Here is a 25,131-nt window from a genome sequence, read left to right as displayed (position 1 = left end):
GAGGAATTGGGGCTTGATATGCAGAAAGTGATAGATCTTCGGTATACGCTTGAAACGAAAGTAAAAAATAACCCGCACGCGGCGGGTTATCGAATCATCTTTCGGTGAGGGTTACACGCCTGCGCGTTTCAGCAGACCCGCCATCAGCGGAGAGCTGGATTTCACTTGTTTGGATTTGTTTTGGAAGCTACGCGCCAGTTGCGGATCGTCGATGTTTTTCGCGATGTACGCCAGTGCGTGGTAGAAATCTGTGCCCGATTTCACTTTCGATTTATCGTTCATCGGCGCCAGCAGTTGCACCATCGCGGTGCCGGTCATTTTTTTCTCAGTCGCGTATTTTTGAACCGCGTCAAGGAGCAGATCCAGGTCTGCCATCGATTCTGCGCTTTCAACGCCTTGTTTTTGCATCTCTTTACGGTTGCGTTTACGCAGCTGCTTAATCACGAAAGCAGGTTGGTTCATTTTTTTGAAACCAAAGTAGCCAGCAGCCAGAACGATGACGATGCCGCCGATCACGTAGCCCCAGATAGAGGAGCCGGAAGATTCAACAACAGGTTGGATAGAGTCAATGCTCGTCGTCAGGTCAGACATATTAATGATCCTTTGAATGGTGCTTCGATACCGAAGCGAATACTAAATCGGGCAGGGAAGAAGGTGTAATGCGGTGAATCAAGAATTCATGAAAAGCACGTTTTCTGCCTCATTTCCCCTTTATTAGGCTTTTTCCCCCTTAAAGCAAGGGGCGTGTCTCCACTAATGATGTTTTTCTGTTTAATAAGTGGAATGGATCACGCAAAGGTCACTATTTGAACATCATTGGCGCGTGATTTCGAGCATCTTTTTCCCAGCGAACTAGGTTGCAGCCCAATAAAATCAAGGTGTGACGCTATACTGATGGCGTGGAATTATGCCATGATGCATTGAGGCGCAAACGCGCATCTTCAGAAAATCAGGAGCTTATGTGGTCACTATTCGAGAAATGGACATCTCAGATTACGATGCAGTCATCGCGATTTGGCGTGAAACCGAGCATTTATCCCTGCGTGATGTCGATTCGCGCGACAGCATCGCGGCGTATTTGGCCCGCAACCCGGGCTGCAGTTTTGTCGCCATCAAGGACGGTGTGATCGTTGGGACGGTGCTGGCTGGCACCGATGGTCGCCGTGGCTATCTGCAACATTTGGCGGTCAGCAGTCGCTTGCGCGGCCAAGGCATTGGTGAGCGATTGGTTGACGCAACCGTTGATGCACTGGCCGCGCTGGGGATTCATAAAACCCACCTGTTTGTGTATCAAACCAATCACAGCGCACAAGGGTTCTATCAGAAACTGGGTTGGTGCGCGCGCGATGAGGTGCGCATGTTTTCGTTTAACGGTTCCGAACATCTCAATGCGTGATGTACCACAAGCGTGATGGGATCACCTATCACGATGGGATCGAAAATCAATCCGTGGCTGCCTAACAGCGTGGTTCGCCGTCCATAAAAAAAGGTCACCGAGGTGACCTTTGTCGTGTGTTGAGCTTGGGATGGCGGGTTAGCTGTTGCTGTGCGCCATCAGGTCTGAATGCATGCGAGGTTGTGTGTGTTGTGGGAATTTGATCAAGGCGGCCATGACCAGCGAGATAATCAACAAACCGAACATCACGTAGAAGGTGGCGCTGAAACCGCCCAAGGTGGAGGCGATCATCGAGCCTGCAAAGCTACCGACGCCGAATCCTAAGTAGATCACCCCGTAGGTTTTGGTCAGGTTGTTGAGGCCAAAGAAATCACTCACCAATGAAGGGAACACGGTGATGGTGCCGCCAAAGCTAAACGCGATGCATGCCACGGCGAAGTAGAAGCTCAGGCTGTGCAAGTGCAGGAATAGCAGCGATGCGGTGCCGACCAAACAGACGAACAGGGCAAAGGCCAATACTTTAATGCGCGCCATTTTGTCAGACAAAATACCCAGCACCAGACGGCCCCCTAAGTTCGCGACCGCAATCACGGCAACGGAAGTGGCGGCGGTGGCGATGGTCAGGTGCACGTAGTTTTCACCGATGTCTTTTGCCACACCAATCACGTACAAACCACTCATACACACGGTCAGGAACATGACTGCCAGCATCCAGAATTGTGAGGTTTTCATCGCTTCATTGAGCGTGAAGTCGTTGTCGTCGGTCGTTGCTTGCGCAGTCGCGCTGACTTGTTTTGGCGCGTCGGTCATCATCAGGCCACCGATAATCACCATCACCATCGCAATGGCGCCCCAAATTTCAAAGGTTTGTTCCAGCGCCATGTGTGTCAGCAAGTACATGTTGATGTATTTAAAGCCCAAACTGCCCAAACCGTAAGCGCCAATCGCACACGCGGAGGCTAACCCTTTGCGTTGTGGGAAAAACTTCACGCAGTTCGACAGGGTCATCAAGTAACCCGTACCGTCGGCAAAACCGACCAAGAGACCCGCGAAGACGTAAAGCAACATCAGGTTTGATGCATGTGCGGTGAGCAGCAAGCTCCCGCCAAGCAACACGCCTGCCGCCAGTGTGACATTGCGAACCCCAAAGCGTTCTTGCAGTTTGCCGGAAATGGATGACGCCACCGCCAGTGCCAAGCTCAAAATACCAAATGAGAACGCGATTTGGCTGATGGGTTCTTCCAGCTTATTGGCTAACGGTGAGTTAAAGAGGCTCCACGTGTAAACAGAGCCCAGTGCAAACTGGGTAATGATGGTACCGGCTAATGTCATCAACCGTTGGGTTTTGGTTACGGTTACACTCATAACGCACGCTCCAGATAAAATAATCAGGGTTGGAATGAAGCAGGGTGTTCATTCCGAATACCCCCAACATACGGCGTTTGAGCAACGGTACAAGGGCTTGAAACAAGTAAAAAATGAAATGCAACTCACGGTGCATGAGTTGCATTATACGGGCATGAATTACAGGTGCATCAGCTCGCGAAATGCTTTGATGTTGCTGCGACTGACGGGCACATCGCCCTCGACATCCGACATTTTCAGCAGGTAGGTGCTGTTCACCCACGGAATGATTTCCTGAATGTGGCGCGTGTTGACGCAAAACGAGCGGTGGGAGCGGAAAAATTGCTGCGCTGGCAGTTTTTCAATCAGTTCGCTAATCGAACACGGCGCAACAAACTCACCATCGTGGGTGTACACCAATGTGATTTTCTCTTTGGCTTCGGCATAGGCAATGTCATCGATGGGCGTGACGCGAATGCGATTGTCGCGCACCAAGTTGATGGTCGCGGCGCTCGCCGCCATGCTTGGTTCAACTGGGTTGGCCGCGCTCGGCTGCGGAAGCGCGAACTGTTCCAATTTGGTCAGCAAGCGTTTCACACGCTCCTCATTGAGCGGTTTGAGCAGGTAATCAAAGGCTTCCAAGTCAAACGCTTCGGCAGCATGCTCTTTGTACGCGGTGGTGAACACGATTTGCGGCTTTTGCGAAAACTGATGAATGTTGCGCGCCAGCAGCATGCCGTCAATCGACGGAATATTGATGTCCAGAAAGATGATGTCGACCTTGTTGCTTTGCAAAAACTTGAACGCTTCGAGTCCATCATCAAATGAATCGATGACTTGAATCTGGCTGTATGTGCGAATCAGGTAGCTGAGTTCTTCACGTGCCAGATATTCATCTTCCACAATGATTGCTTTTAACATAGGGAAATAACCATCAATTGAGATCAAAAGAAATGTCTGTGCCGGGGGACAGACGTTGAATGGTGAGTCCTTTGCCGTAGAGCAGCGCAAGGCGTTGATGGACGTTCACCAACCCGATTCGGTGGCTGCCCATCGTGCCTTGATTCACTTTGTCGATCACCTGCTGGCTGATGCCTTCACCGCTATCCCGAACGGTTACTTTGACAACGTCGCCCACTTGTTTCACGCGAATGATCACCTCTCCTGGGCCTTTGCCGGGCACGACGCCATGCTGAATGGCGTTCTCGACCAAGGGTTGGATCAACAGCGATGGCACTTTCTTGTGGATCGGATCGATATCAAACGTCACGGTGAGTTTGCTGCCAAAGCGGGCTTGTTCGATTGCCACATAATCTCGCACCTGCTGAATCTCTTCTTGAATGTCGATCAGGCCGTCGTTTTTCTCCAAATTAAAACGCAGGAAATCGGCGAGATTGGCGATCAATTGCCGCGCTTTATCGGGCTGAATGCGCACTAAGGTTGAGATGGCGTTGAGCGCGTTAAACAGGAAGTGCGGATTGATCTTGTTTTGCAGTGCAGAAAACTCAGCTTTACTCGCCATAGTTTTGAGCTGCTCAAGGCGTGAAATCTCGATTTGGGTAGAAATCAATTGCGATAAACCAATCGCCATCTCTTTGAGCGCGCCGCGAATGCGGTGCGGTTGGCAATAGAAAATCTTGAGCGTGCCGGTCACTTTGCCGTTTTCCCATAGCGGAATGATCAGCAATGAATGGAATTCATGCACATTGAGGTCATTGCTGATGATCTGTTTGCCCAGCTTGACCGCTTGTTGCGTCATGTCGCTGATTTTGTGGTACGCATCGAGGTAGTTTTCCTGACCGACGCCGATGTAGGCCAACACATCTTGAGTGTCGGTAATCGCCACCGCATCTGCTTCGGTTTCGTCGCGAATAATGGCGCACACTTTTTGCAACGAATCGCGGTCGTTTTGTCTGAAATGGGGCAGGGTTTTGTTGGCGATGTTGAGCGCTTGTTTGGCTTGCAGCGCGGCGATCATGTCTTTTTCATCGTCGAGATCTTGCACCAAGGTGATGATTAAGCCAATGCACATCACGCCCAAGATCATCGGAATGCTGATCTGCTCGACGATGGAATGCGACAGCGCCGTATTGTCATTGAGCACAATGATCAGCGACATGGTGGTGACTTCACACAGCACGCCCGCGGCGATGCCCATCATGGCAAAGCGTTTTTTCGGGCAGCGTAGGTGAATCCACGTCGCCAGAAGCCCCGCCAGTATACTGGTGATAAGGCACGCCATGGAGGTGGGGCCGTCCATGTCAATCCAGTAGCGGTGAATGCCCGAGACCAACCCAGCCGGAATGCCCACCCACGGGCCAAACAAAATGCCGCCAGATAAAATGGCGATGATGCGCACGTTGACCAGCGAGCCATACACGTTGACGCCGGTGTAGGTACTAAAGACCGCAAAAAAGATAAACAGCAACGAAATCATCGCGGTCTCTTTGGGGCTGCGGTGACGTTTGATGACGATGCGCTGAAACAGGTGGGTGCGCGTCAAAATGAAGAGTGTCATCAGCATCAAAGCGGCGCGTTCAAACACGGCGAGTAGCATCATGACTTGTTCGGTGTACACGTCAAAAACTCCGAGGGTCGCTAAAAACCCCGTCATGTTACCCACAAAATGTGAGCTTCATCATGAGATGGGTCAAACCGCATGGGCTTTATTGGTGAAACCGATGGAAGAGGTGGCATAGATGAACAGAAGTATCGATACAATTTCTGCTAATTAAACAAGGCAATAAAAAGGCTAATAAAAAAGCTTCGCCTGAGCGAAGCTTGGATGATGGGCGCGTGTGCCGGGCGCTAGTTGCTGCGCGATTCTAATGCGTATTTGCCAGGCCCCAACAGCAGGATGGCAATGCCTGCAAACAGATATACCCCAATGCCTTCGGCGGCCCATGCGCCGACTTTGTTCACGGTAAATAGGTTGTCGGCATGCATCAGCCAAATCACCATCAAGCAGGTGCCAATCCAAATGATACTCGACACGCGGGTGAGCACGCCAAGAATGATCAGAATTGGCACGATGACCTCGCCCACATACACGCCATAGGCTACGAACGCAGGCAAACCATGGTTCACCAACAGCCCCTGAATAAACTCGGTGCCACCGTACAGTTTATGAATACCGTGCAGTAAGAACATCACGCCGAAACTGACGCGTAGGATGAGTTTGCCTAAGTCGTCTTTGTCGAATAGTGAATCTAATCCATTCAATCGTGCTTTCATCATGAGTTTTCCGAGTGGTTTTTTATTAACTTAGCAGTAAACGACCAACGAGTTGCACCGACGCCTTTGGCGATGATGAACAATTATTTCGAATAAGTTTGTTGATGCGAATCAAATGAATTTTCGTGTGAGTATGGTTGCCCTTTCATTCGCTGTAAAAGCAGCGCCGTGTAAATATTGGAAATAATCTTAATAATTGATTTTCAATCAAAAATAATATCAATTTTATTGAGTGGTCGCGTGATTAACAGTGTGTTTATGTCTATGGATATCACCGCAATATCAATGCACAAATAAATCAATGCAGGAATAAATCAATAGAGAAATAAACCGATCAAGAAAGATGTACTGAAAATAAAACCAAGCGGGGTGTTGAAGGGCGGCAATGAAAATAACGTTTAAGCGCATTAACATGGCTTAAACGTTATTTGATGTCAGGTCTGCTTATTTCGATGGGTCGTGCATGGCAGAATCTTTGGGTGGCGGCGTCCAGTGACGCTCGTTGTCAAAGCGGCGGTCGGTGCGATCAAATGCCATTTCTGCTTTTAAGCGCTCTTCCAGTTCCACAAACAGCTTGATGTAGTTGTTATCGAGCCGCTCCTTGCCAAAGGTCTCTGCATTCCACGCGGCATACAAACCATCTGAATGCGTGCTTTCCACTTTCTTGAATGTGTTTTTCTGATGTTCGACAAAGAATGGGTGAAAGCCGAGGGTTTTCATCGCCGCTGCGCCCACTTCGAGTGCGGAATGATAGGTTTCCGAAACCGCCATATCGACGCCTGCTTGGCGCAATCGGTAGCCGTGGCCTCGGTCAAACGCGCGCGCCAGCACTTTCACGTGCGGATAAGTTTGCTTAACGTATTTGACCAGCTCCACGCTGCTCTCTTGATTGTCGATCGCCACCACCAGTAGGCTGGCGTCTTCAATGCCTGCAGTGTGAAGCAAATCTGGGCGAGTGGCGTCACCAAAGTAGGCTTTGGTGTGAATGCGTCGTAAGTTGTCCACTTGAACCGCTTGGTGGTCAAGCACCACGGTTTTGACGCCGTTGGCGACCAACAAGCGGTTGACGATTTGGCCGAAACGACCGATCCCGGCGATGATCACGGTGCCTTGTTCATCGATGGTGTCGCTGTCGCGCTCATTGGTGACGTGTTCAAACCGCGGCAGAATCACTTTGTCGAACAGAATAAACAGCCCCGGCGTCAGGAACATCGACAACGCGACCACCAGAGACAGAATCTGCGCTAAATCCGCCGGTAACACGTGGCGTTGCTGGGTAAAGGTTAACAGCACAAAACCAAATTCACCCGCTTGCGCCAAGCTCAACGTGAACAGCCAGCGGTTGCTGCCTTGGATGCGAAAGATCATCGCCAGCAGATAGAGCACGACCGCCTTGAGCAGCATGACACCCAAGGTCGCGCCTAAAATAATAAAGAAGTGGCCAAACAGAATATCGAACTTAATGCCCGCGCCCACGGTGATGAAAAATAGCCCCAGCAGCAAGCCTTTCAACGGTTCGATGTTGGCTTCCAGCTCATGACGAAACTCACTGTTGGCCAGTACGACACCCGCGAGGAAGGTGCCTAGCGCGGGGGATAACCCGACCACATTCATCAATGTGGCGATGCCAACCACCAACATCAGTGCTGTGGCGGTAAAGATTTCGCGCACCCCGGCACTGGCCACAAAGCGAAACAGCGGGCGACTGAGATAGTGACCGCCCACCACCACGGTGGCAATTGCGGCAGTGATGATGATGCCGTAGGCCCAGCCCGGCAAATCGGCGATTAAGTTGAGTTCTTCCTGATGAGCGGCGGCGGCATTGGCGGCGGTTTGCGCTTGTTCAATCAACTCGGGCAGCGCTAACAGCGGAATAAACGCCAACATCGGAATGACCGCGATGTCTTGAAACAGCAACACAGAGAACGCGTTTTGTCCCCCTTCGGTGCGATTGAGGCGTTTTTCGTTAAAGGTTTGCAGCACAATCGCAGTGGAGGAGAGGCAGAAAATCAAACCGATGGTGAGCGCGACTGACCAAGTGATGTCGAACAGCAGACACATGCCCATGGTCGCCAGCGTGGTGACGCCAACTTGCAAGCCGCCCAAGCCCAGCAGGCGCGTGCGCATCGCCCATAGCATTTTCGGCTCTAGCTCCAAACCGACCAGAAACAGCATCATCACCACACCAAATTCCGCAAAATGCTGAATGGTGGATGTTTCATCGCCAACCAGTCCCACCACGGGGCCGATGACCACGCCGGCCATCAAATATCCCAGCACCGAGCCGAGGCCAAAGCGTTTCGCAAGCGGGACGGCAATCACTGCCGCAACGAGGTAGATAAAAGCCTGAATAAAATAACTGGTCATGCAGAGTGTCTTAGCTCCATGGGTCGGAAGTACTGATTTAGTGTGGGCAGCTCGCTGGCGCGTTCTACATCAATGGTGTTGTCGCTCAATGCTTGCAGCACCTGCATGTAGCGTTTGATGTGCGCATCGAGACGTTCGTCGTCGCATGCGGATCGCGCATCAAACAGCACCAGTGGCGCGAGGTAATTCATGCCAGTCATTGCGGCCATCTGCTCAATTGGGCGCAGCAGTTCACGCACGCTATATCGATTATAGCCACTGGCTTGATAACTCTCCGATTTACCGCCAGCGGAGGTGATGCACAGCAGGGTTTTGCCGTGCAGCGCTTCGCCGTCCTGACCGTAGGCGAAACCGTATTCCAGCACCAGATCCTGCCACTCTTTGAGAATCGACGGGGTGGAGTACCAGTACATCGGAAATTGAAAAATGATCACATCGTGTTCCAGCAAACGTTGTTGCTCTTTGTCGACATCAATATTGAACGTCGGATATTCGCCATACAAATCGACGAGGGTGACGTTGCGGGCGTAACGGGCCGCTTTAAACAGGCGCGAATTCACCTCGCTCTTGTGCTGACAAGGGTGCGCGTAGAGGATCAAAATACGTTGGCTGGTCATAGAATTTTAGATGTGATTGAGCGTGTTAAAATAGTTATCCAAATTGCTAATGCATTCAAATGAATATTTACGTTTTGGCGAGAATTGACAACTATTTGACAGCGGTTTCTTTCGCGAAAAATTCATATCAGCCGGGTCAATGTGAAGAAAATGAATAGATATAAAATAAGTTGTATAAATTCTTTCCTTTATGTAAGAAAAGCGAGACAATGATCACTCTTTGTCCTTTTCGTTGAACATTTCTGTTTGCATATGACTCAAACCGCTTCGGCACCGAATGATAATTCGCGCCACAATCAATATTTACGTGTTTTTGCACTGGGGTTTAGTGCGTTTATTTTTAACACCACAGAATTTGTGCCGGTTGGCTTGTTAACGGACATCGCGCAAGATTTCGATGTACCACTCGCCTCCGCGGGCTGGATGCTGACCATCTACGCGTGGATCGTAGCCTCGATGTCCCTGCCGATGATGATGCTGACCAGCAAAATGGAGCGCAAGACGCTGCTGCTGAGCGTGTTTACCTTGTTCATCATCAGCCACGGGTTCTCGGTGATTGCTTGGAACTTTGAAATGCTGGTGGCGAGTCGGATTGGCATCGCGTTTGCGCATGCGGTGTTCTGGTCGATCACCGCGTCAATCGCCATTCGCGTGGCCCCGCCGGGCAAGAAAACGTTGGCGCTGAGTGTGCTGGCAACCGGTACCTCGCTGGCGATGGTCTTGGGCGTGCCGCTCGGTCGGATTATCGGTCAATGGTTAGGCTGGCGCGTGACGTTTGGTGTCATCGGGGTCACCGCGCTGTTGATTATGTTTGCGCTGTTCCGTTTGTTGCCAACCTTGCCAAGTTTGTTCTCTGGTTCGATGAAAAAACTGCCAGAGCTGCTGCGCAAACCGACGCTGCTTGGCTTGTACCTGTTCATCTTCCTGCTATTTACTGCCCATTACACGGCCTACAGCTACATTGAACCATTTGTGAAAGTGGTGGGGCAGGTGAGCGAAAACTTCACCACCTTCTTGCTGTTGCTCTTTGGCGGCGCAGGGATTTTGGGCAGTGTGATTTTTGGTTACTGGGGCGAACGGGCCAACAGCAAACTCTTGGTGTGCAACACCGCGGTGGTCATGTTGTGTATGGTGGCGTTGCTGTTTTCGGCGACGAATCCGTGGGGCATCAGTACGCTCCTGCTTCTGTGGGGCACCGCGTTGATGATCGTCTGTTTGGCGATGCAGGTGAAAGTGCTCAATATTGATGCCAATGCGGCAGACATGATCATGTCGATGTTTTCGGGGATCATCAACTTAGGTATCGGGGCTGGCGCCTTGATTGGTGCGAAAGTGATTCACTTTAGCTCGCTCGACGCCATTGGTTACGTCGGTTCCGGCTTTGCGCTGGTGGCGCTGGTGCTGATGTTGGTGCTGTTGAAAAAATTCCCGTCGATTCGCTAATCGTTCAAATCCGAAAAAGCAGCCCCCGTGGCTGCTTTTTTTATGCCTGCGTGTGATTGCAACAGGGTGAACGCCAAAACGCCATGCTGATTCCAAAATTGCCACTTTGAACTCACGCCAAACAATAATGAGAATGAATATCGTTTACATGAATGAGTTCGATTGTTAGTATGCACACAGCTTAACGCACCGCCTTGTTGTGGCTGAAGTTTTGAGGCGTTCGAAGAATGCTTTAAGGCAACAAGGCGGGCGTGCTAACAACGTCAGCGTCTAAAAAAAGAGATCTGTCCAATTTGAATGACCGCGAAGCGCGCGGCCTGTTTGAAGGGGCGAGGTCCACAAGCATTAAGGATTCGGATTAATGGCAATCCCAAGAATTGCAGGTTACACACTGCCTGCCAGCGAACACTACCCGCTCAACAAAACGCAGTGGCAGATTGATCCCGCCAAGGCGGTGTTGCTGGTTCACGATATGCAGGAATATTTCGTTAACTTCTTTGAGATCACTCAGTCGCCGATGAGCGACATCATCCGCAACATTCAACGTTTGAAAGCGGCGGCCAAACAGGCGGGGATTCCCGTGGTGTATACCGCACAACCGGCCAATCAAGATCCGGCCGAGCGCGCGTTGCTGACCGATTTCTGGGGGCCGGGGCTGCAAGAAGAAACCGCGATTCTGGACACGTTAGCACCAGAGGCCGGCGATGTGGAATACGTGAAGTGGCGCTACAGCGCATTTAAGAAAACCTCGCTGCTGGACGATATGCAGGCGCAGGGCCGAGATCAACTGATCATTTGCGGCGTGTACGGCCACATCGGCATTTTATCGACCGCACTCGAAGCGTTCATGCTGGATATCAAACCGTTTGTGATTGGCGATGCGATTGCCGATTTTAGCCAGCAAGATCACATTCATACTCTTAACTATCTGGCCGGTCGCGCTGCAAGTGTGCAAACCGTGCACGCGGTAGAGCAAGCGCTTACTCGCAAGCCATCCCTGACGCTGGATCAAATGTGTGTCGATGTGGCTGAAGCGCTGTCGCTGGATCTTGATGAAGTCGATGTGAACGAGAACTTACTGTTTCTTGGTTTAGATTCAATTCGTGCCATGGTGCTGCTGGAGAAGTGGCGTCCGTACGGTGTGAATGTGACGTTCGCGCAACTGATTGAGAAAGTGACGTTGCACGAGTGGTGGGCGCTCATCGGCGAACCGACCACGCAAACGGCGGCGGAACCTGCGATGGCGTAATGTCATGGCAGCCAAAACGGCTGATGGGCTTTGCGAGTTTACCACTGGCAAAGCCCTTTTTTATCGGCGAAATAGATAAGGGCGGAGCAGACGCAGCCAATGCTGCTGATATAGTGGCATAGAGAGAAAGAAGAGGCATGAAAAAGCCCGGGTTAACCGAGCTTTTTGCCTGCGTTGATTGTCCTGCGTTGACGGCTTAGCTATACAGCGCGCGCAGTCCTTTTTTGTCGACTTTGCCGACGGAGGTTTTTGGCAACACATCGATGAATTGGATTTGATCCGGCAGTTTAAAATCCGCCAAGCCTAAGTCACGCAGAAAGCGTTTCAGCGCCAATCCTTTCACCTGATACCCTTCGCGCTTGACGATCACCGCGCAGCTGCGCTCGCCCAAATAATCATCCGGCACCGCCACCAGCGCCGCGTCGTGCACCGCCTCGTGGCGCAGCAGATAGTTTTCAATCTCTTCTGCCGCGATTTTTTCACCGCCGCGGTTAATCTGATCCTTGTCGCGCCCGGTCACAATGATGTTGCCTGCTGCGGTGCGTTTGACCAGATCGCCAGTGCGATAAAAGCCGTCTGGGGTAAACGAACGTTCGTTGTGCGCTGGCGCGCGATAATAGCCGCGAATGGTGTACGGCCCTTGCGTGAGCAGAAATCCCTCTTCGCCGACGGCGACATCGTTCCCGTCCTCATCGACCACGCGCACTTGATCGTGCGGTGAAATCGGGCGGCCTTGGGTGCTTGCAATCACCTCATCGCTGTCGTCAAACCGAGTGTAGTTCACCAACCCTTCAGCCATGCCAAACACTTGTTGCAGGCGACAGTGTAGTCGACTTGGCAGCTCACGCGCCGCCGTTTCGCTAAACTTAGCGCCGCCAACCAGCAGCAGTTCCAAGCTGGAAATGTCGTGCGTGGCTTTCTCGGCGTAATCCATCCACAGCAGTGCCAGTGGTGGCACTAGCGCAGAGACTGTAACACGGTGACGCTCAATCATCTCAAACGCATGTTGTGGCGTTGGATCTTGGGTGGGAATCACGCAGCCACCCGCCCAGAACACGCCCAACGCGCCCGGAGAGCTGAGTGGAAAGTTATGCGCGACTGGCAGCGCGCACAAAAAGCGCGTCATGTGGTCGAAATGACAAATCTCTACACTGCCGGTGACACTGTAGGCGTAATCATTGTGCGTGCGCGGAATCAGTTTCGGTGTGCCTGTGGTGCCGCCCGACAGCTGGAAAAACGCGACCTCACTGGCATCGGCATCTTGTTCTTGTAGCGCAGGTTGCAAGCAGTCATCGAGCGCCACGAACCGGCGGTCGTCCACCGTGACTTGGCCGCGAACAATCACATGTTCAATGGTCGGGCACTGCGCCACGATGTCGCTTGCCAATGCTTGATAATTGAAACTGCTCGCCTCGCCATCAATCAGATACGCTTTGGCATCGGCGTGCTGACAGAAGTAGCTGATTTCCATTTGGCGATGGGCGGGTAGTGCAAGCACCGGGCGCACGCCAATTTGTAGTAGGGCGAAGAAGCACTGATAAAACTCGGCAATGTTGGTCATTTGCAACACGACGTTGTCGCCGCGCTGCAAACCGAGCTGACGAAATCCCGCCGCCAGTTGCGCCGCGCTGTCGACCAGTTCGCGATAGCTGATCGCGCGTTGGCCGCACACAATGGCCTCACGCTGCGAAAACTTGGCTTCGGTTTCCAGCAGGTAATCCAACAGCGTTTTCTCTTGCCAGTATCCCAGCGCGCGGTAGTGGTCGGCCAGTTCCTGCGGCCAAGGGGTGTAATCTAATTCTCGTTGTGCGTTCATGGGGCGTCCTAGGCGGTGAGGAGTTCGTTCAGTTGAATGCCAGCGGCGGATAAAATGGTGCCCATCTTGGCGCCGGTTTCATCCAGTTCACTTTGCGGGACAGATTCGTGGACGATGCCCGCACCGGCGTATACCTTCATTTGGCGTTTTTGCACTTCGGCGCAGCGGATGGTGACCACCCATTCGCCGTTTCCTCGCGAATCGCACCAGCCCACCATGCCGGTGAAATAGCCGCGATCAAACTGTTCAATGTTACGAATCGCTTCATAAGCATTGGCGCGCGGATAGCCGCACACCGCTGGCGTCGGGTGTAAATCGGCCGCAATCTTCAGCACATTGAGGTTGGCGTCGTTCGCTTGGCCCTCAAGCAGCGTCGATAGATGCAGCATGGTTTGGGTTTCGATCACCGATGGAATCATCGGCGCATACAGGTTGTGGCAGTACTGGCTCAGCACGCGTTCCACTTCTTCCACCACCAAGCCGTGTTCGTGCAAATCTTTTTGTGTGTTGAGCAGCGACAGGCGCGAATCGTCGTTTTGTGCCTCACTGGCTGAGCGCGGACGTGAGCCTGCCAACGGGTTCGACACCACGTAGCTGCCTTTTTTCGCCACCAGTAGCTCCGGGCTTGCGCCCATTAGCTTCACACCCGGCAGGGTGTCGGCGGCAAAGGTGTAGCCTTTGGCGTTGATCGCAAGCAAGTTACGCAGCAGGCCCGGCAGGTGAATGTCGGTGTCGGTTTCCACTTCCACCGCACGCGATAGCACCGCTTTGGCGAGGTCGGTGGTGGCGAACAGATTGAGCAAATCGCTCACGCCTTGGCGGTAATGCTGGCCGGACGGGGAGGAAATGACCTTGGCCTGCGCCGCTTGGTTGGCCGCCGCGTTGGCGGAGCCGCGTGTGCTGCTGGAGACAAACAGCTGCTGCGGAATCACAAATCGGGTCGGGTTTTCTTCACGAAATGGCACGATGCCAAACAGCACCGGATTATCCGATTCGTGTTGTTTCGCGGCTTGCAGCATGGTTTGCGCCCGCTCTGCCAACTGAGCAAAGGGCATGGGCTGGTGGATTTCTTGCTCGATGCCGATACCCAGCATCGTATTATTAGGAGAAGCGAAGAAAAACGGCGCACGGTCTAGCTGATCGCTCAGCAGTTCGTTCTCCATTTTTGTATAGCCAATCACTTCACGTTGCATTTTGAATCCCTCTTTTACTTTCTGACGTGACTATTTATGACTTTCTGAGGCGACTCAGCGGTCGGCCGCGTCATGCACAGCGCCCCACCACCGAGGTCGAGATCATTTGCCATTTCATTGGGCAATCGATACATTTATACCACTTTTAATGATAACGTTTATCATTACTATTTGATAATAAATATCATTATTGATTCAAGATCACGATTTACGCTGTGAATAATTCACAGTTCAGTCAGTAATTGCTGGTTATATTCATACTAAATAAAGGGTTATAACGATGGATTTGTCATTAAATGAGCAAACGGTTTTGGTCACGGGCGCGGCGAGAGGGATTGGTTTCTGTGTTGTCGAACATTTGCTGGCGCAAAACGCGCGCGTGGTGGCCACCGATGTGCGCATCGAAACCCTGTTAAGTCACACCGAGGCGTTGCGTGCCCAGTATGGGGAGAAGTTGCAATGTGCCGAATTGGATGTCACCCAAACGGACAAAACAGCGGCCGTCATTGGGGCGCTGCAGCAGCAACACGGACCGATCGATCATTTGGTCAGTTGCGCGGGGATTTTGCATTTGGGCGCTCTCAATGACATGCCGTTTGCTCAGGTGCAGGAGACATTTATGGTCAACACCTTTGGCATTCTGAGTGTGATGCAGGCACTCAGCCCGTCGATGAAAGCGGCCAAACGCGGCGCGATGGTGGTCATCGGCTCGAACGCGGCCAACACGCCGCGTCCGAATATGGGCGCGTATGGGGCGTCGAAATCGGCGCTGCACATGCTGGTGAAATGCATGGGGATTGAGCTGGCGCCATTTGGTGTGCGGTGCAACATTGTTAGCCCGGGCTCCACGCGCACTGAAATGCAAATGCAATTGTGGAATGAACATTATGGCGAAGCCAATGCCATCGCTGGAGATGCGGGCAGTTATCGCCTCGGGATCCCGCTGCAGAAAATCGCAGAGCCGGCAGACATTGCCAAAACCATTCTGTTTCTGCTCTCGGATGCGGCCAATCACATCACCATGCACGATTTGCGCGTCGATGGCGGCGCGACGCTCGACAACTGAGGCCTTTCACACCCATAAGAAAATCCCGTACAGATAAGAAAACCCCGCATTCGCGGGGTTTTTGTTGTGCGTGAAACGGCCCAATCAGGCAACGGTGGAATAGCGCTGCGAGAGCACGCCATTCATTGCTTCTGCCAGCGTATCTAACAGTTGTACCGTGTTGTCCCAACTCAGGCATTCGTCGGTAATCGACAGCCCCGGTTCCAAGTCCCCGTTCGCCAAGCTCTGATTGCCCTGCTTGAGAAAACTTTCGCACATCACGCCAGCAATGCAGGTTTCGCCCGCCAGCAACTGCTGCGCGATATCTTGCGCCACGCCGAGTTGATTGTGCGCTTTTTTCAGGCTGTTGCCGTGGCTGCAATCAATGATCAAGCGCGGATTGAGGCCGCTTTCTTCCAGTTGTTTCGACACCGACACCACATCATCGCTGTGATAGTTGGGTACTTTGCCGCCGCGCAAAATCACATGTCCGTGCGGGTTACCGTGTGTCATCACCAAGGCTGGCGCGCCTTGAGTGCCCGCGACGCTCATCACGTGCTCGGCCTGCGCGGCATGAATAGCATCAATCGCGATGGACACGTTGCCATCGGTGCCGTTTTTAAACCCGATCGGGCAGGGCAGTGCGGAAGCCATCTGGCGGTGAATTTGTGACTCGGTGGTTCGCGCGCCAATTGCGCCCCAGCAAATCAGATCGCTGATGTACGGATAAACGGTGGTGTCGAGAAATTCGGTCGCCGTCGCCAGTCCTAAGTCGGTCACGTCGCGTAAAAACGTGCGGGCCACACTCAGCCCTTTCGCCATGTTGTGCGCGCCATCGAGGTCGGGATCAACAATCAAGCCTTTCCAGCCAGTGCGCGTACGCGGCTTTTCAAAATAGGTGCGCATCACAATCAGCAGTTGGTCGGCGTAATCGGCTTGCACAGCCGCGAGTTTGCGCGCGTATTCAAGCCCTTGCTGTGGATCGTGAATTGAGCATGGGCCGACAATCACCAGCAGGCGTGGATCTTGGCCTTCCAGAATGGCGGCGATCGCTTGGCGGCGTTGGTGAATCAGCGCTTGCTGAGTGGCGTTGGTGGGAATTGAGCCAAGCAGTGTTTCGACAAACGGCAGTTGGCCGACAGTGGTTGAGCGCATGACGTTGTTGAGCATATGCATTCGTCCCCCTCAAGACGGGCAGTAAATATGGGCGGAATGGTCGTTATTATATTGTGAAAATGATAATTATTATCAATTTTGAGTTTGGCGATTATCAACAACGCTTGGTTTTGTTGTCAAGCGGCGATTCACGCAGAAGTGTGATGTTGAGGCGAGAAAACAGGGGAAAGTGAATCAAGCGACTAAATTTTAACGCCATGATTTTAATGCCCTTTGTCGCTATGGTGAGATGTTTTGTGCGGTTAATGTAAATGATAATTATTGTCATTACGTGTGTTTAATTGTAACAATAATGGTGAATCACGACGAACCCAAACACAACAAGAGGCGTGTTGAAAGCATCATGCACGAGATGACAACGTTACAGGCGGCCTATTGGGTCGGCAGGCAATCCACCACACCAAGGGCTGGCGATGCGGCCCATTTGTATGTCGAATTTGAGGGGCGGGGGATCGATGAAACGCGACTGGCTGCGGCGGTTCACACGCTCTTTGTTCGCCATGAAATGCTGCGCGTTACGGTCAGCGAGGACGGTCAATGGTCTGTCGGTGAACTCAATGAATTCCACGCATTGCAGGTGCTGGATTGGCGCGCGCTCGACGCTGCCGATTGCGATGAAAAACTTCGCGTCATGCGCGAGCAGAAAACCCATCAAAAGCTGGCACTCAATCAAGGGCAAGGCGCAGAGTTTGTTTTGACTCGGTTATCTGACGATCGCTTTCGTTTGCATGTGGATGTCGACATGATCGCCGCCGATGCGCAAAGTTTTCGCCTGATGATAGACGCGCTGGTCGCGGCTTATCATGGTGAACTGAGTGACGCTCGTAGCGCGCCATTTATTGCGTTTCAACGTCAAATGGCGACGGCTGCACAGCAGGCCTTAGTGGCGCGCGATCGCCGTTACTGGCAGGCTCTGCAAAGTACAATTGCGCCCGCCCCCAAGTTACCCGAGCGTGAGCCAGTTCATTCAGATACGGCTGCGGTGCATACTGAGCGCTTGGCGTTTGAGCTGACGGCTCAGCAGCGCGCGCAACTCGAAGCGCTGGCCGCCCAACATCACCTCAGCCTGAGCGCTGTGTCGCTCGGCGCGTTCAATGTGCTGTTGGCCGATGCCCTCAAGCAGCCAGCGTTTCGTATTAACGTGCCGATGTTTTATCGCCCGCAAGGCTTTGACAATACGGTGGGAGATTTTGCTAATTTGACGCTATTTAGCGCCCATAGTGCGCTGAACGTGCCACTTTTAACGCTGTTTGAGCAAACCCAACATCAGTTGATGACGTGCTTGGAGCATCGTCATTACAGCGGCGTCAATGTCATGCGTGATCTGTCGCGTCAGCAGGGCGCCCTGCAAACTTCGCCAGTGGTGTTCACCTCGGGCTGGGACATCGGCGGCGATCTCTATGCTCAGCGGGTACACGACACGCTCGGCGACATGGTATGGGCCTGTTCTCAGGGCGCCCATGTGCTGCTGGACGCGCAGATTGTGCCTTACAAGCGCGGCGTTCTGATCAACTGGGATGTGCGCACGGACAGTGTGCCGCGCGAATTCTATCAATCGCTGTTCACCCGTTATGTGGCGCTATTGAGTGAGTTGGCTGAGCATCCTGAGCGTGTGTTGCAACCCGGCATCGTTGAAGTGCCAAGTATTGAAGTGACAAGTATTGATGGGACAAGTGTGGAGACGACAAGTGCGTCCAGCAGCGCGCAGCGCACTCACCAAACGCCACTGAACGGATTGCAACAGGCGTATCTGGTTGGGCGCAGTGAGCACTTACCTTTGGGTGGGGTGGCGATGCAGGATTTTCGTATCTATCGCGGGACCGTCGACGCTGATCAGTTGCACGCGCGTTTGGTGGAATTGGTGGATACACTGCCCGTACTGCGCACTCACATCGACGACACCACGCTCACGCAATGGGTGAGCGATGAGCGAATCGTCAACTGGCAGCATTGCGACCTGCGTGATCGGAGTCGGCCGCAGGCATTAAGCCAAGCGGAGGCACTGATCGAGCAGGCCTCGCACAGTCGGCACGATTTATCGCGCTCACCGTGGAAAGTCTGGTTAGTGTCGCTACCTGAAGCCGAAGCGGACACGCTGGCCGCTGACGCTTTTCACCATATCGTACTCACCAGTTTTGATGCGCTGATTTCCGATGGCCATTCCATCGCTTATCTATTGGCTCGCTTGCTGGAAAATCACCCCAAGCCGGTCGCCGCGCCGCCTGCATTGGGTGCCACGAGCGAGGTGCCAGCGAAGCCTCTTTCTCAACAAAACATCACTCCGAAGCAAGAAACCAACGCGCGCGAAATGGCGCAAACCTACTGGCGCGAGAAGCTGGCCAGTGTGACCGAACCGATGGCGCTGCCGTGGCAAGCGCCGCTTGATACCCTCTACCAACCGCGTTACACGCGAGAAAGCATCACGCTGAGCTGCGACGAAACGCGCGCACTGTTGAAACTAGCGGCAAGTGAACGGCTGTTTCCAAATAGCGTGCTGACAACGCTGGTCATGCACACGCTGGCGAACTGGTGTCCGGGCACGCCTTTGTGCATCGGTTTGCCGGTTGCGCCGCCCCCGCAGGCCGGAGAGTTGACCAATCGCTCCAGCTTTATTGCGCTGACCTACGCGCTGGATGAAGCGGACTTCGCTACGCAAGCGCGGCGTGTGCAGCGCGATGTGGCCGAAGGCATGGCGCATCTGGCATTTTCGGGCATTGAACTCAACCGTCAATTGATGAGCCAGTTACCGGCGCGCACCATGCCACTGCCCGTGGTGATCACCAATGGATTGGGATGGGAAACGCTCCGAGCCGACAATACGTTGCAGCAGCATGATGGGCTGACCCAAACACCGCAGATTGCGCTCGATATTCGCCTCGCTTACGACGCAGATAAAAATCTGGTCATCAGCGCCGATTACGTCACACAAGCGCTGAGTCAGGCGCAGGTGGCTGCGTGGCTGAGCAGTTGCAAGCGAGCGGCGCAGAGCATGATCGAACGCCAGATTTTGCAATGGGTGAGCCGCGAAGCGCTGGATTTAAGCCACTATCATCGTAATTCGCACCGTAACTCGCATCGCAACGCCGTCGACCACCGCAACACCGTTGACACGGATGACAGGACGGCGCCGTTTTTGGCCACGCTGGCGGAGCGCCTGTGGGACACGCCGAGTCAGCGCACTGCGCTTTTCTGTGGTGAGCAGCGCTGGAGCTATCAGCAACTGGGAGAGCAAGTCACGAACATGGTGGCGCATCTGCAGGCGCGCGGCGTGAAAGCTGGCGATGTGGTGGCGATTTGTCTGCCTCGCAGCGCAGCACATGTCATCGCAACACTGAGCTGCGCGCTGTCGGGCGTCATTTGGGTACCGATTGATGCCGCCAGCCCGCCAGAGCGTAAAGCGTATCTGCTGTCGCACTGCCAACCGGCGCTGGTGATCGTGACCAGCGACGATGTGGAAAATGCTGAACACCCGCATTGTGTCGCGATGCGTGAGTTGCTGCAGCCAGCGCTGAAAGCGGCGCGCTTGCCAAGCCAAGAGGTGCTGCGCGCGCGCAGTCACAGTGAAGCGCCTGCCTATTACCTCTATACCTCTGGTACGACGGGGCAGCCCAAGTGTGTGGTGCTCAACAACCGCGCGACCGCCAACGTGCTGCATCACACGCTAGCGGCGTGGCAGGTGAATGAGCGTGACGTCATGCTCTCGGTGACGCCACTGCATCACGACATGTCGGTGTTTGATCTGCTGGGGTCGTTGTGTGCGGGTGCAGCCTTGGTTATTCCGGAACCTGAAGCCGAAAAAGATGCGCTGCACTGGAACACCTTGGTCGAACGGCACGGCGTCACGCTGTGGTGTTCCGTGCCCGCCATTTTGGAGATGCTGCTGGCCTGCCAGTCGACCTCGCAAGGGCAATCGCTGCGCTTGATCGCGCAGGGCGGCGATTACATCAAACCGCAGACCATTCAGACGCTGCGCGAACGTCTGCCCGACGCGCGCTTGTTCTCGCTCGGCGGGCCGACAGAAACCACCATCTGGAGCATCTGGCATGAGCTTGAACCCGAGGATGGCGCGGTGATTCCTTACGGCGCGCCGCTGCCGGGCACGCAATATTACGTGGTGAATGAGCTGCACCAACATTGCCCGCAAGGTGTGGTGGGGCGCATCGTCACGGCGGGCGTGAACCTGTCGCTAGGGTATTTGGTGGATGGCGAAGTGGTTCAAACCGATTTCATGACCATCGAGACGCCACACGGTGAGCGTGTACGCGCGTTTAAAACCGGTGATCTGGGCTACTATCGCGATGATGGGCGACTCATCTTCGCTGGGCGCATTAACGGTTACGTCAAAGTGCGCGGCGTACGCATCTCGCTGCCTGATGTGGAGAAAGTGCTGATGAATGTCGCGAACGTGCAAGATTTAGCCATGATCGATTTTAACGACCCGATCACTGGCGATGTTGGTTTGGCGCTGTTTTATGTCCCGGTCGACGGCGCTGTGAAAAATGCGGCGCAGTGGCGTGATATTGTGGGGCAGCGGCTGCCTGCATCGCACCTGCCGCAGCGTTTTGTGCCATTGGAGCGCTTTCCGCTCACTGCCAATGGGAAGAAAGACAAACGCGCGCTCTTGGCCATGCTCACGGTAGCGACTGAATCACCGCGCACTGTGGCAGCTAGCGTAGCGGCACCATTCGGGTCTTCCCGCGAGCCGCAAACCCCTTCGCTGACGCCAGAAAAAACGGCGCCTTGGCAATCCATCGTTGATGTCTATCAGCAGGTGTTAGGGGAGCGCGCTGCGTCATTGACGGAGCATGCTGAGTTCATTCAGGCTGGCTTAATGCCATCCCACGTGAAAGCCGTGGCGGAGAAACTCAGTCTAACCTTTGGCAAATCGGTGCAGCCTCGCCAGCTCCTGAGCTGCAAGAACGCCGGCCAGGTGTCGAAACTGCTCGAACTGAGTTGACGTGCTGTTCGGTAATTCAACGTCATGACTTCGCCCTGTCGAAATAACAAAGCCGCTCATTGAAGCGGCTTTTTTTGACGATGTTTTGCTGAACGTGTTCGCGAATCTTTTTGCTTAAGAGCTTAGGCGCTAAGGCTCTTAGCAGCTTAGGGCTTAGGCCTGATCAATCGCGTCATACAACGCGGAAATCGGCTGGTCGAGGTAGCGCTCGTCTAACACCTGCTGCATAAAGGTCATCACGCGCTGCGCGTGCTGATCAAACTCGTCATGCGGGTGCGCGGCAGAATCGGCATCCAAGCTCAACACCAAGCCATCGGCATTGGTTTGACCGCGGAAGGTGAGGTTAAACCCGTCGGCCGGTTCGCTGGTGATGACATGATGTTTGACCTGGCAGCCAGCAAATTGCGGCGGATCGAATGGCAGCACATTCACAAAAGGTGAGAAGAAGTAACGGCTGTTTTCCGTCACGCCTTGATCGCGGGCAATCTGCTCCACGCGATAGCGGCCGCGCGCGTAGAGTTGGCGCAGCGTTTTGCCGGTCTGGGTCAGGTAATCACGCAGCGATGTGTTCTCCGCCACCTGCACATACAGCGGCAGAATGTTGACCAGCAGGGCAGGCATGTAGGCGCCCACGCTGCCCCAACGGCTCATGAACGGAATCCACAACGGCATGGCGTTGCCTTGGCCCAAGTATGCGTCGGCCAAATAGCGATGCATGTAGAGGCCTGACAACGTCACCAATAAATCCGGCCAACCCATGGTGACTTGGTGCGCCAACTGGCGAATATCGTGGCTCATTGCAGGCGTCAGTTCATGGGCAACGTGCAGCGTTTCCTCGCCGTAATCATCCTCCTTGTTGAGGACGGTCAGTTGTGCTGGGTTCGACAGGTAATCGCGCCAGAACGCTTTGTCTTGCTGATAGCGCGCGCTGGCTTGATAGCTCTGCTCTTCATCCAAGAAACTGACGAACGCGTTAAACGGTTTACCCGCATCGGTGCGCTCCAAATAGTGCTGATACAGTGTGGCGCAGCGCTGCTCAAACAGCGTCATGCCAAAGCCATCCATCACAATGTGATGCGCGCGAATGTACCAGAGGTAATGATCGTCGCTCAGTTTGATCAGCCATTGCGCGGACAGCGGATCGCGCAGCAAATTGAGGCGCGCATGGACATCGCCATCCATGAGTGCCTTGGCATCTACTAGTGGCTGCGAACTGCTGCGCAGATCTTTGATCTCCACCTGCGGTATGCGCGCCGGATCATGGGCTTGCAACGGCGTTTTGCCGTCGTCATCGAGTCGAAAACGCAGCGCCAGCACATCTGTTTCTTGCGCGGTTTGCGCAATGGCGCGGCACAGCGCCGCTTTATTCACCGTGCCTTTGAGTTCAATGTAGTGAGCGACGGTCGAGAGGGGCTCATCTGGGTGAAGGGAAAATTCTTCCCAAAAATCGAGCTGGGGCAGAGTAAGGGGCATCCAATGAAGAGCCGAACCAGTAACTGACATGTAAAAAGCCTTGAATTATTGTTGTGATAAGAAAAAGGCGCAAGCCGCGAAGCTTGTGCCTTTTCAAGAGGAGTTTGCGTGAGCGCCTGTTCCTTCAGGATTCTAGGGAGGCGAAAGAACAACCACTCACGCAAATTAGTTTAGCGTCAAATTTGATAATGGCAATTATTATCATTTGCATCAATGTCAAAATTTGACCCTATCAAAGTCCTAAGTGGTCGCGTAGTGTGCGCCCTTGGTAGTCAGAACGAAACAGTCCGGCTTGCGATAATCTTGGCATCAGTTGATCAAAGAACAGATCGACCGATTGCCATGAACCGCCGGGAACGGCAATAAAGCCATCCGCCGCGCCCGCGTTCACGCGTTCTACGATGGCGTTAAACGCATCATCAACCGTGCCAATCACAATCCAGTGGGCAGAACCAATCACTTCTGGGCGCTCGAGCAGCGTGGCCACGGTGGGTGATTCGCGCTCAATCAAACGACGTAACAAGTTAGAATGAGTTTGGCTGCGCACTTGATATTCGGGGTGGGGTAGCATATCGGCCGTGATGCGCTGCTCAAGGGCGAACTGGCTGAGGTCAAGACCGAGCGCTTCTTTGACGTAGGCAAACTTGCGTGTGTTATCGATATTGGCGTGCGTCTCGCGGTGCAGCGCCTGCGCTTCTTCCCGCGTGTCGGCCAGATAGAGAGACAACCCCGGCAGCACTTTCACCGCATTGGCTGGGCGACCGTGCGCCAACGCGCGGCGACGCAGATCGTTGCGCAGCTCAACGCCAGCATCGATATCGGGCGTGGCGGCAAAAATCGCATCGGCGATACTGGCGGCAAATTGGCGCCCGGATTCAGACGCACCCGCTTGAAACAGCGGTATGTCGCCGCCGGGACGCTTGGGCACGTTGAGCGGCCCTTGTACGTCGAAGTAGTCACCGTGATGGGCAATGGGTTGAATCTGGTCAATGTCCGCGTACTGGCCACTTTGTTTATCGGCTTTAATCGCGCTGCTGGGGTAGCTGTTCCACAGCTGAAGCACCACGTCGGTAAACTCGCGCGCTTTCTGGTAGCGTGCTTCGGACGGCAGCATGGTCTGCTGGCCAAAGTTCTGCTGGCCGTCAATCGCAGTGACGATATTCCACCCGGCGCGTCCTTGGGTCACCCAGTTGAGCGACTGCAACTGACGCGCCACCACATACGGTGGATTGAAGGTGGTGGAGGCGGTTGACACCAAACCGATGTGGGTGGTTTCACGTGCCAATGTGGCCAGCAGAACCATGGGGTCTAAGCTGCTAAAACCGGGTTCAGTGGCGACAGCGTGCGTCGCAAGAAACAGGGTGTCGGGGCGAAACAGGAAATCGAGCTTGGCGCGTTCGGCGCGTTGGGCCAGCTCGACGTATACATCGGTGTCATACATGCGCTCGACACCGCTGTCGTCGCGGCGCCAGCCGTTCTTGGTGAGCCAACTGATGGCCAAGGCCATGCCGATGCACAAAGGTTGGGGGGAACTCATCACGGGTCCTTCTAAATTGGGCTGTTATTGCGAATGGATCGCGCTGGGGCCAGATTGCTCAATCCAGCACCACTCAGTGTGATGCCACGGATCATGCGTGGCGTTTTTCACGCTCACTTCTTGAACTTATGGGGAACTTGTGTGTAGCATGAAGGCTCACTCATGTGTGTCGGAACCGAATTGCGCACGCGTATGTCGGTCTCGTGTGAAAGATTCCCTTAGTCAGAGCCATCACCTCGCTCTGTGAAAATTCCCATAAATTTCAGGTATAAACGTCTTTTTAC

Annotated in this window: 16 protein-coding genes and 1 pseudogene; 5 read left to right on the top strand and 12 right to left on the bottom strand. The window is 53.7% G+C overall.

The window, feature by feature from the left end; translation table 11 throughout:
* Positions 1 to 111: 111 nt before the first annotated feature.
* The gene (locus ACS18Q_RS09310; protein WP_004725168.1) at positions 112 to 591 is read right to left on the bottom strand and encodes a hypothetical protein; all 480 of its coding nucleotides are present in this window, start codon (positions 589 to 591) and stop codon (positions 112 to 114) included.
* Positions 592 to 961: 370 nt separating this feature from the next.
* Here ACS18Q_RS09310 and ACS18Q_RS09305 point away from each other — a divergent pair, with 370 nt between their 5' ends.
* Entirely contained in the window at positions 962 to 1,396 is a 435-nt protein-coding gene (locus ACS18Q_RS09305) for a GNAT family N-acetyltransferase (RefSeq protein ID WP_441256984.1), read from the top strand.
* A 138-nt stretch (positions 1,397 to 1,534) separates the two neighbouring features.
* Here ACS18Q_RS09305 and ACS18Q_RS09300 read toward each other — a convergent pair whose 3' ends face one another.
* The 6 genes from ACS18Q_RS09300 to ACS18Q_RS09275 form a co-directional block, all read right to left on the bottom strand.
* Positions 1,535 to 2,761, bottom strand: coding sequence for an L-lactate MFS transporter (locus tag ACS18Q_RS09300; RefSeq protein WP_004725170.1), 1,227 nt, complete (start codon positions 2,759 to 2,761; stop codon positions 1,535 to 1,537).
* 159 nt (positions 2,762 to 2,920) lie between these two features.
* Positions 2,921 to 3,661: a LytR/AlgR family response regulator transcription factor gene (locus ACS18Q_RS09295; RefSeq protein WP_441256983.1), complete on the bottom strand. Its 741-nt coding sequence runs from the start codon at positions 3,659 to 3,661 to the stop codon at positions 2,921 to 2,923.
* A 13-nt stretch (positions 3,662 to 3,674) separates the two neighbouring features.
* The gene (locus ACS18Q_RS09290) at positions 3,675 to 5,300 is read right to left on the bottom strand and encodes a LytS/YhcK type 5TM receptor domain-containing protein (RefSeq protein ID WP_172562305.1); all 1,626 of its coding nucleotides are present in this window, start codon (positions 5,298 to 5,300) and stop codon (positions 3,675 to 3,677) included.
* 248 nt (positions 5,301 to 5,548) lie between these two features.
* The gene (locus tag ACS18Q_RS09285; protein ID WP_441256982.1) at positions 5,549 to 5,977 is read right to left on the bottom strand and encodes a DoxX family protein; all 429 of its coding nucleotides are present in this window, start codon (positions 5,975 to 5,977) and stop codon (positions 5,549 to 5,551) included.
* A 441-nt stretch (positions 5,978 to 6,418) separates the two neighbouring features.
* A complete protein-coding gene (locus tag ACS18Q_RS09280) occupies positions 6,419 to 8,341 on the bottom strand; it encodes a monovalent cation:proton antiporter-2 (CPA2) family protein (protein WP_004725174.1) in 1,923 nt (640 codons plus the stop codon).
* Positions 8,338 to 8,958 carry an NAD(P)H-dependent oxidoreductase gene (locus ACS18Q_RS09275; protein ID WP_055466103.1) on the bottom strand — a complete coding sequence of 207 codons (621 nt, stop codon included), beginning with the start codon at positions 8,956 to 8,958 and terminating at the stop codon, positions 8,338 to 8,340. The genes ACS18Q_RS09280 and ACS18Q_RS09275 overlap by 4 nt, the downstream gene beginning before the upstream one ends.
* Before the next feature lie 252 nt (positions 8,959 to 9,210).
* Here ACS18Q_RS09275 and ACS18Q_RS09270 point away from each other — a divergent pair, with 252 nt between their 5' ends.
* Together ACS18Q_RS09270 and ACS18Q_RS09265 are read left to right on the top strand one after the other, a co-directional pair.
* Positions 9,211 to 10,401 (top strand): sugar transporter, encoded by a 1,191-nt coding sequence (locus tag ACS18Q_RS09270; RefSeq protein ID WP_014204788.1) that lies wholly within the window; start codon positions 9,211 to 9,213, stop codon positions 10,399 to 10,401.
* 361 nt (positions 10,402 to 10,762) lie between these two features.
* The gene (locus tag ACS18Q_RS09265; RefSeq protein WP_441256981.1) at positions 10,763 to 11,650 is read left to right on the top strand and encodes an isochorismatase family protein; all 888 of its coding nucleotides are present in this window, start codon (positions 10,763 to 10,765) and stop codon (positions 11,648 to 11,650) included.
* A 196-nt stretch (positions 11,651 to 11,846) separates the two neighbouring features.
* On the opposite strand, the pseudogene ACS18Q_RS09260 reads toward ACS18Q_RS09265, so the two are convergent.
* Together ACS18Q_RS09260 and ACS18Q_RS09255 are read right to left on the bottom strand one after the other, a co-directional pair.
* Positions 11,847 to 13,385, bottom strand: a pseudogene (locus ACS18Q_RS09260) ((2,3-dihydroxybenzoyl)adenylate synthase); the annotation flags it as partial.
* 89 nt (positions 13,386 to 13,474) lie between these two features.
* Entirely contained in the window at positions 13,475 to 14,659 is a 1,185-nt protein-coding gene (locus ACS18Q_RS09255) for an isochorismate synthase (protein ID WP_441256980.1), read from the bottom strand.
* A 280-nt stretch (positions 14,660 to 14,939) separates the two neighbouring features.
* Between ACS18Q_RS09255 and ACS18Q_RS09250 the strand changes: the two genes are divergently transcribed.
* Positions 14,940 to 15,725, top strand: coding sequence for a 2,3-dihydro-2,3-dihydroxybenzoate dehydrogenase (locus tag ACS18Q_RS09250; protein WP_441256979.1), 786 nt, complete (start codon positions 14,940 to 14,942; stop codon positions 15,723 to 15,725).
* An 84-nt stretch (positions 15,726 to 15,809) separates the two neighbouring features.
* Here the strand turns inward: ACS18Q_RS09250 and ACS18Q_RS09245 are convergent, their stop codons facing one another.
* The gene (locus ACS18Q_RS09245) at positions 15,810 to 16,880 is read right to left on the bottom strand and encodes a 3-deoxy-7-phosphoheptulonate synthase (RefSeq protein WP_055466109.1); all 1,071 of its coding nucleotides are present in this window, start codon (positions 16,878 to 16,880) and stop codon (positions 15,810 to 15,812) included.
* Between the two features lie 343 nt (positions 16,881 to 17,223).
* Between ACS18Q_RS09245 and ACS18Q_RS09240 the strand changes: the two genes are divergently transcribed.
* Complete coding sequence (locus ACS18Q_RS09240; protein ID WP_441256978.1) at positions 17,224 to 21,837, top strand: amino acid adenylation domain-containing protein; 4,614 nt, start codon at positions 17,224 to 17,226, stop codon at positions 21,835 to 21,837.
* Between the two features lie 153 nt (positions 21,838 to 21,990).
* On the opposite strand, the gene ACS18Q_RS09235 is transcribed toward ACS18Q_RS09240, so the two are convergent.
* Positions 21,991 to 23,340: a condensation domain-containing protein gene (locus ACS18Q_RS09235; RefSeq protein WP_441256977.1), complete on the bottom strand. Its 1,350-nt coding sequence runs from the start codon at positions 23,338 to 23,340 to the stop codon at positions 21,991 to 21,993.
* Positions 23,341 to 23,542: 202 nt separating this feature from the next.
* Complete coding sequence (locus tag ACS18Q_RS09230; RefSeq protein ID WP_441256976.1) at positions 23,543 to 24,847, bottom strand: NtaA/DmoA family FMN-dependent monooxygenase; 1,305 nt, start codon at positions 24,845 to 24,847, stop codon at positions 23,543 to 23,545.
* Positions 24,848 to 25,131: the final 284 nt, after the last annotated feature.

Origin of the sequence: Vibrio sp. Vf1514, assembly GCF_052076135.1 — a bacterium.
Classification (GTDB): domain Bacteria; phylum Pseudomonadota; class Gammaproteobacteria; order Enterobacterales; family Vibrionaceae; genus Vibrio; species Vibrio furnissii.
This window is presented reverse-complemented; position numbering and strand designations above follow the sequence as displayed.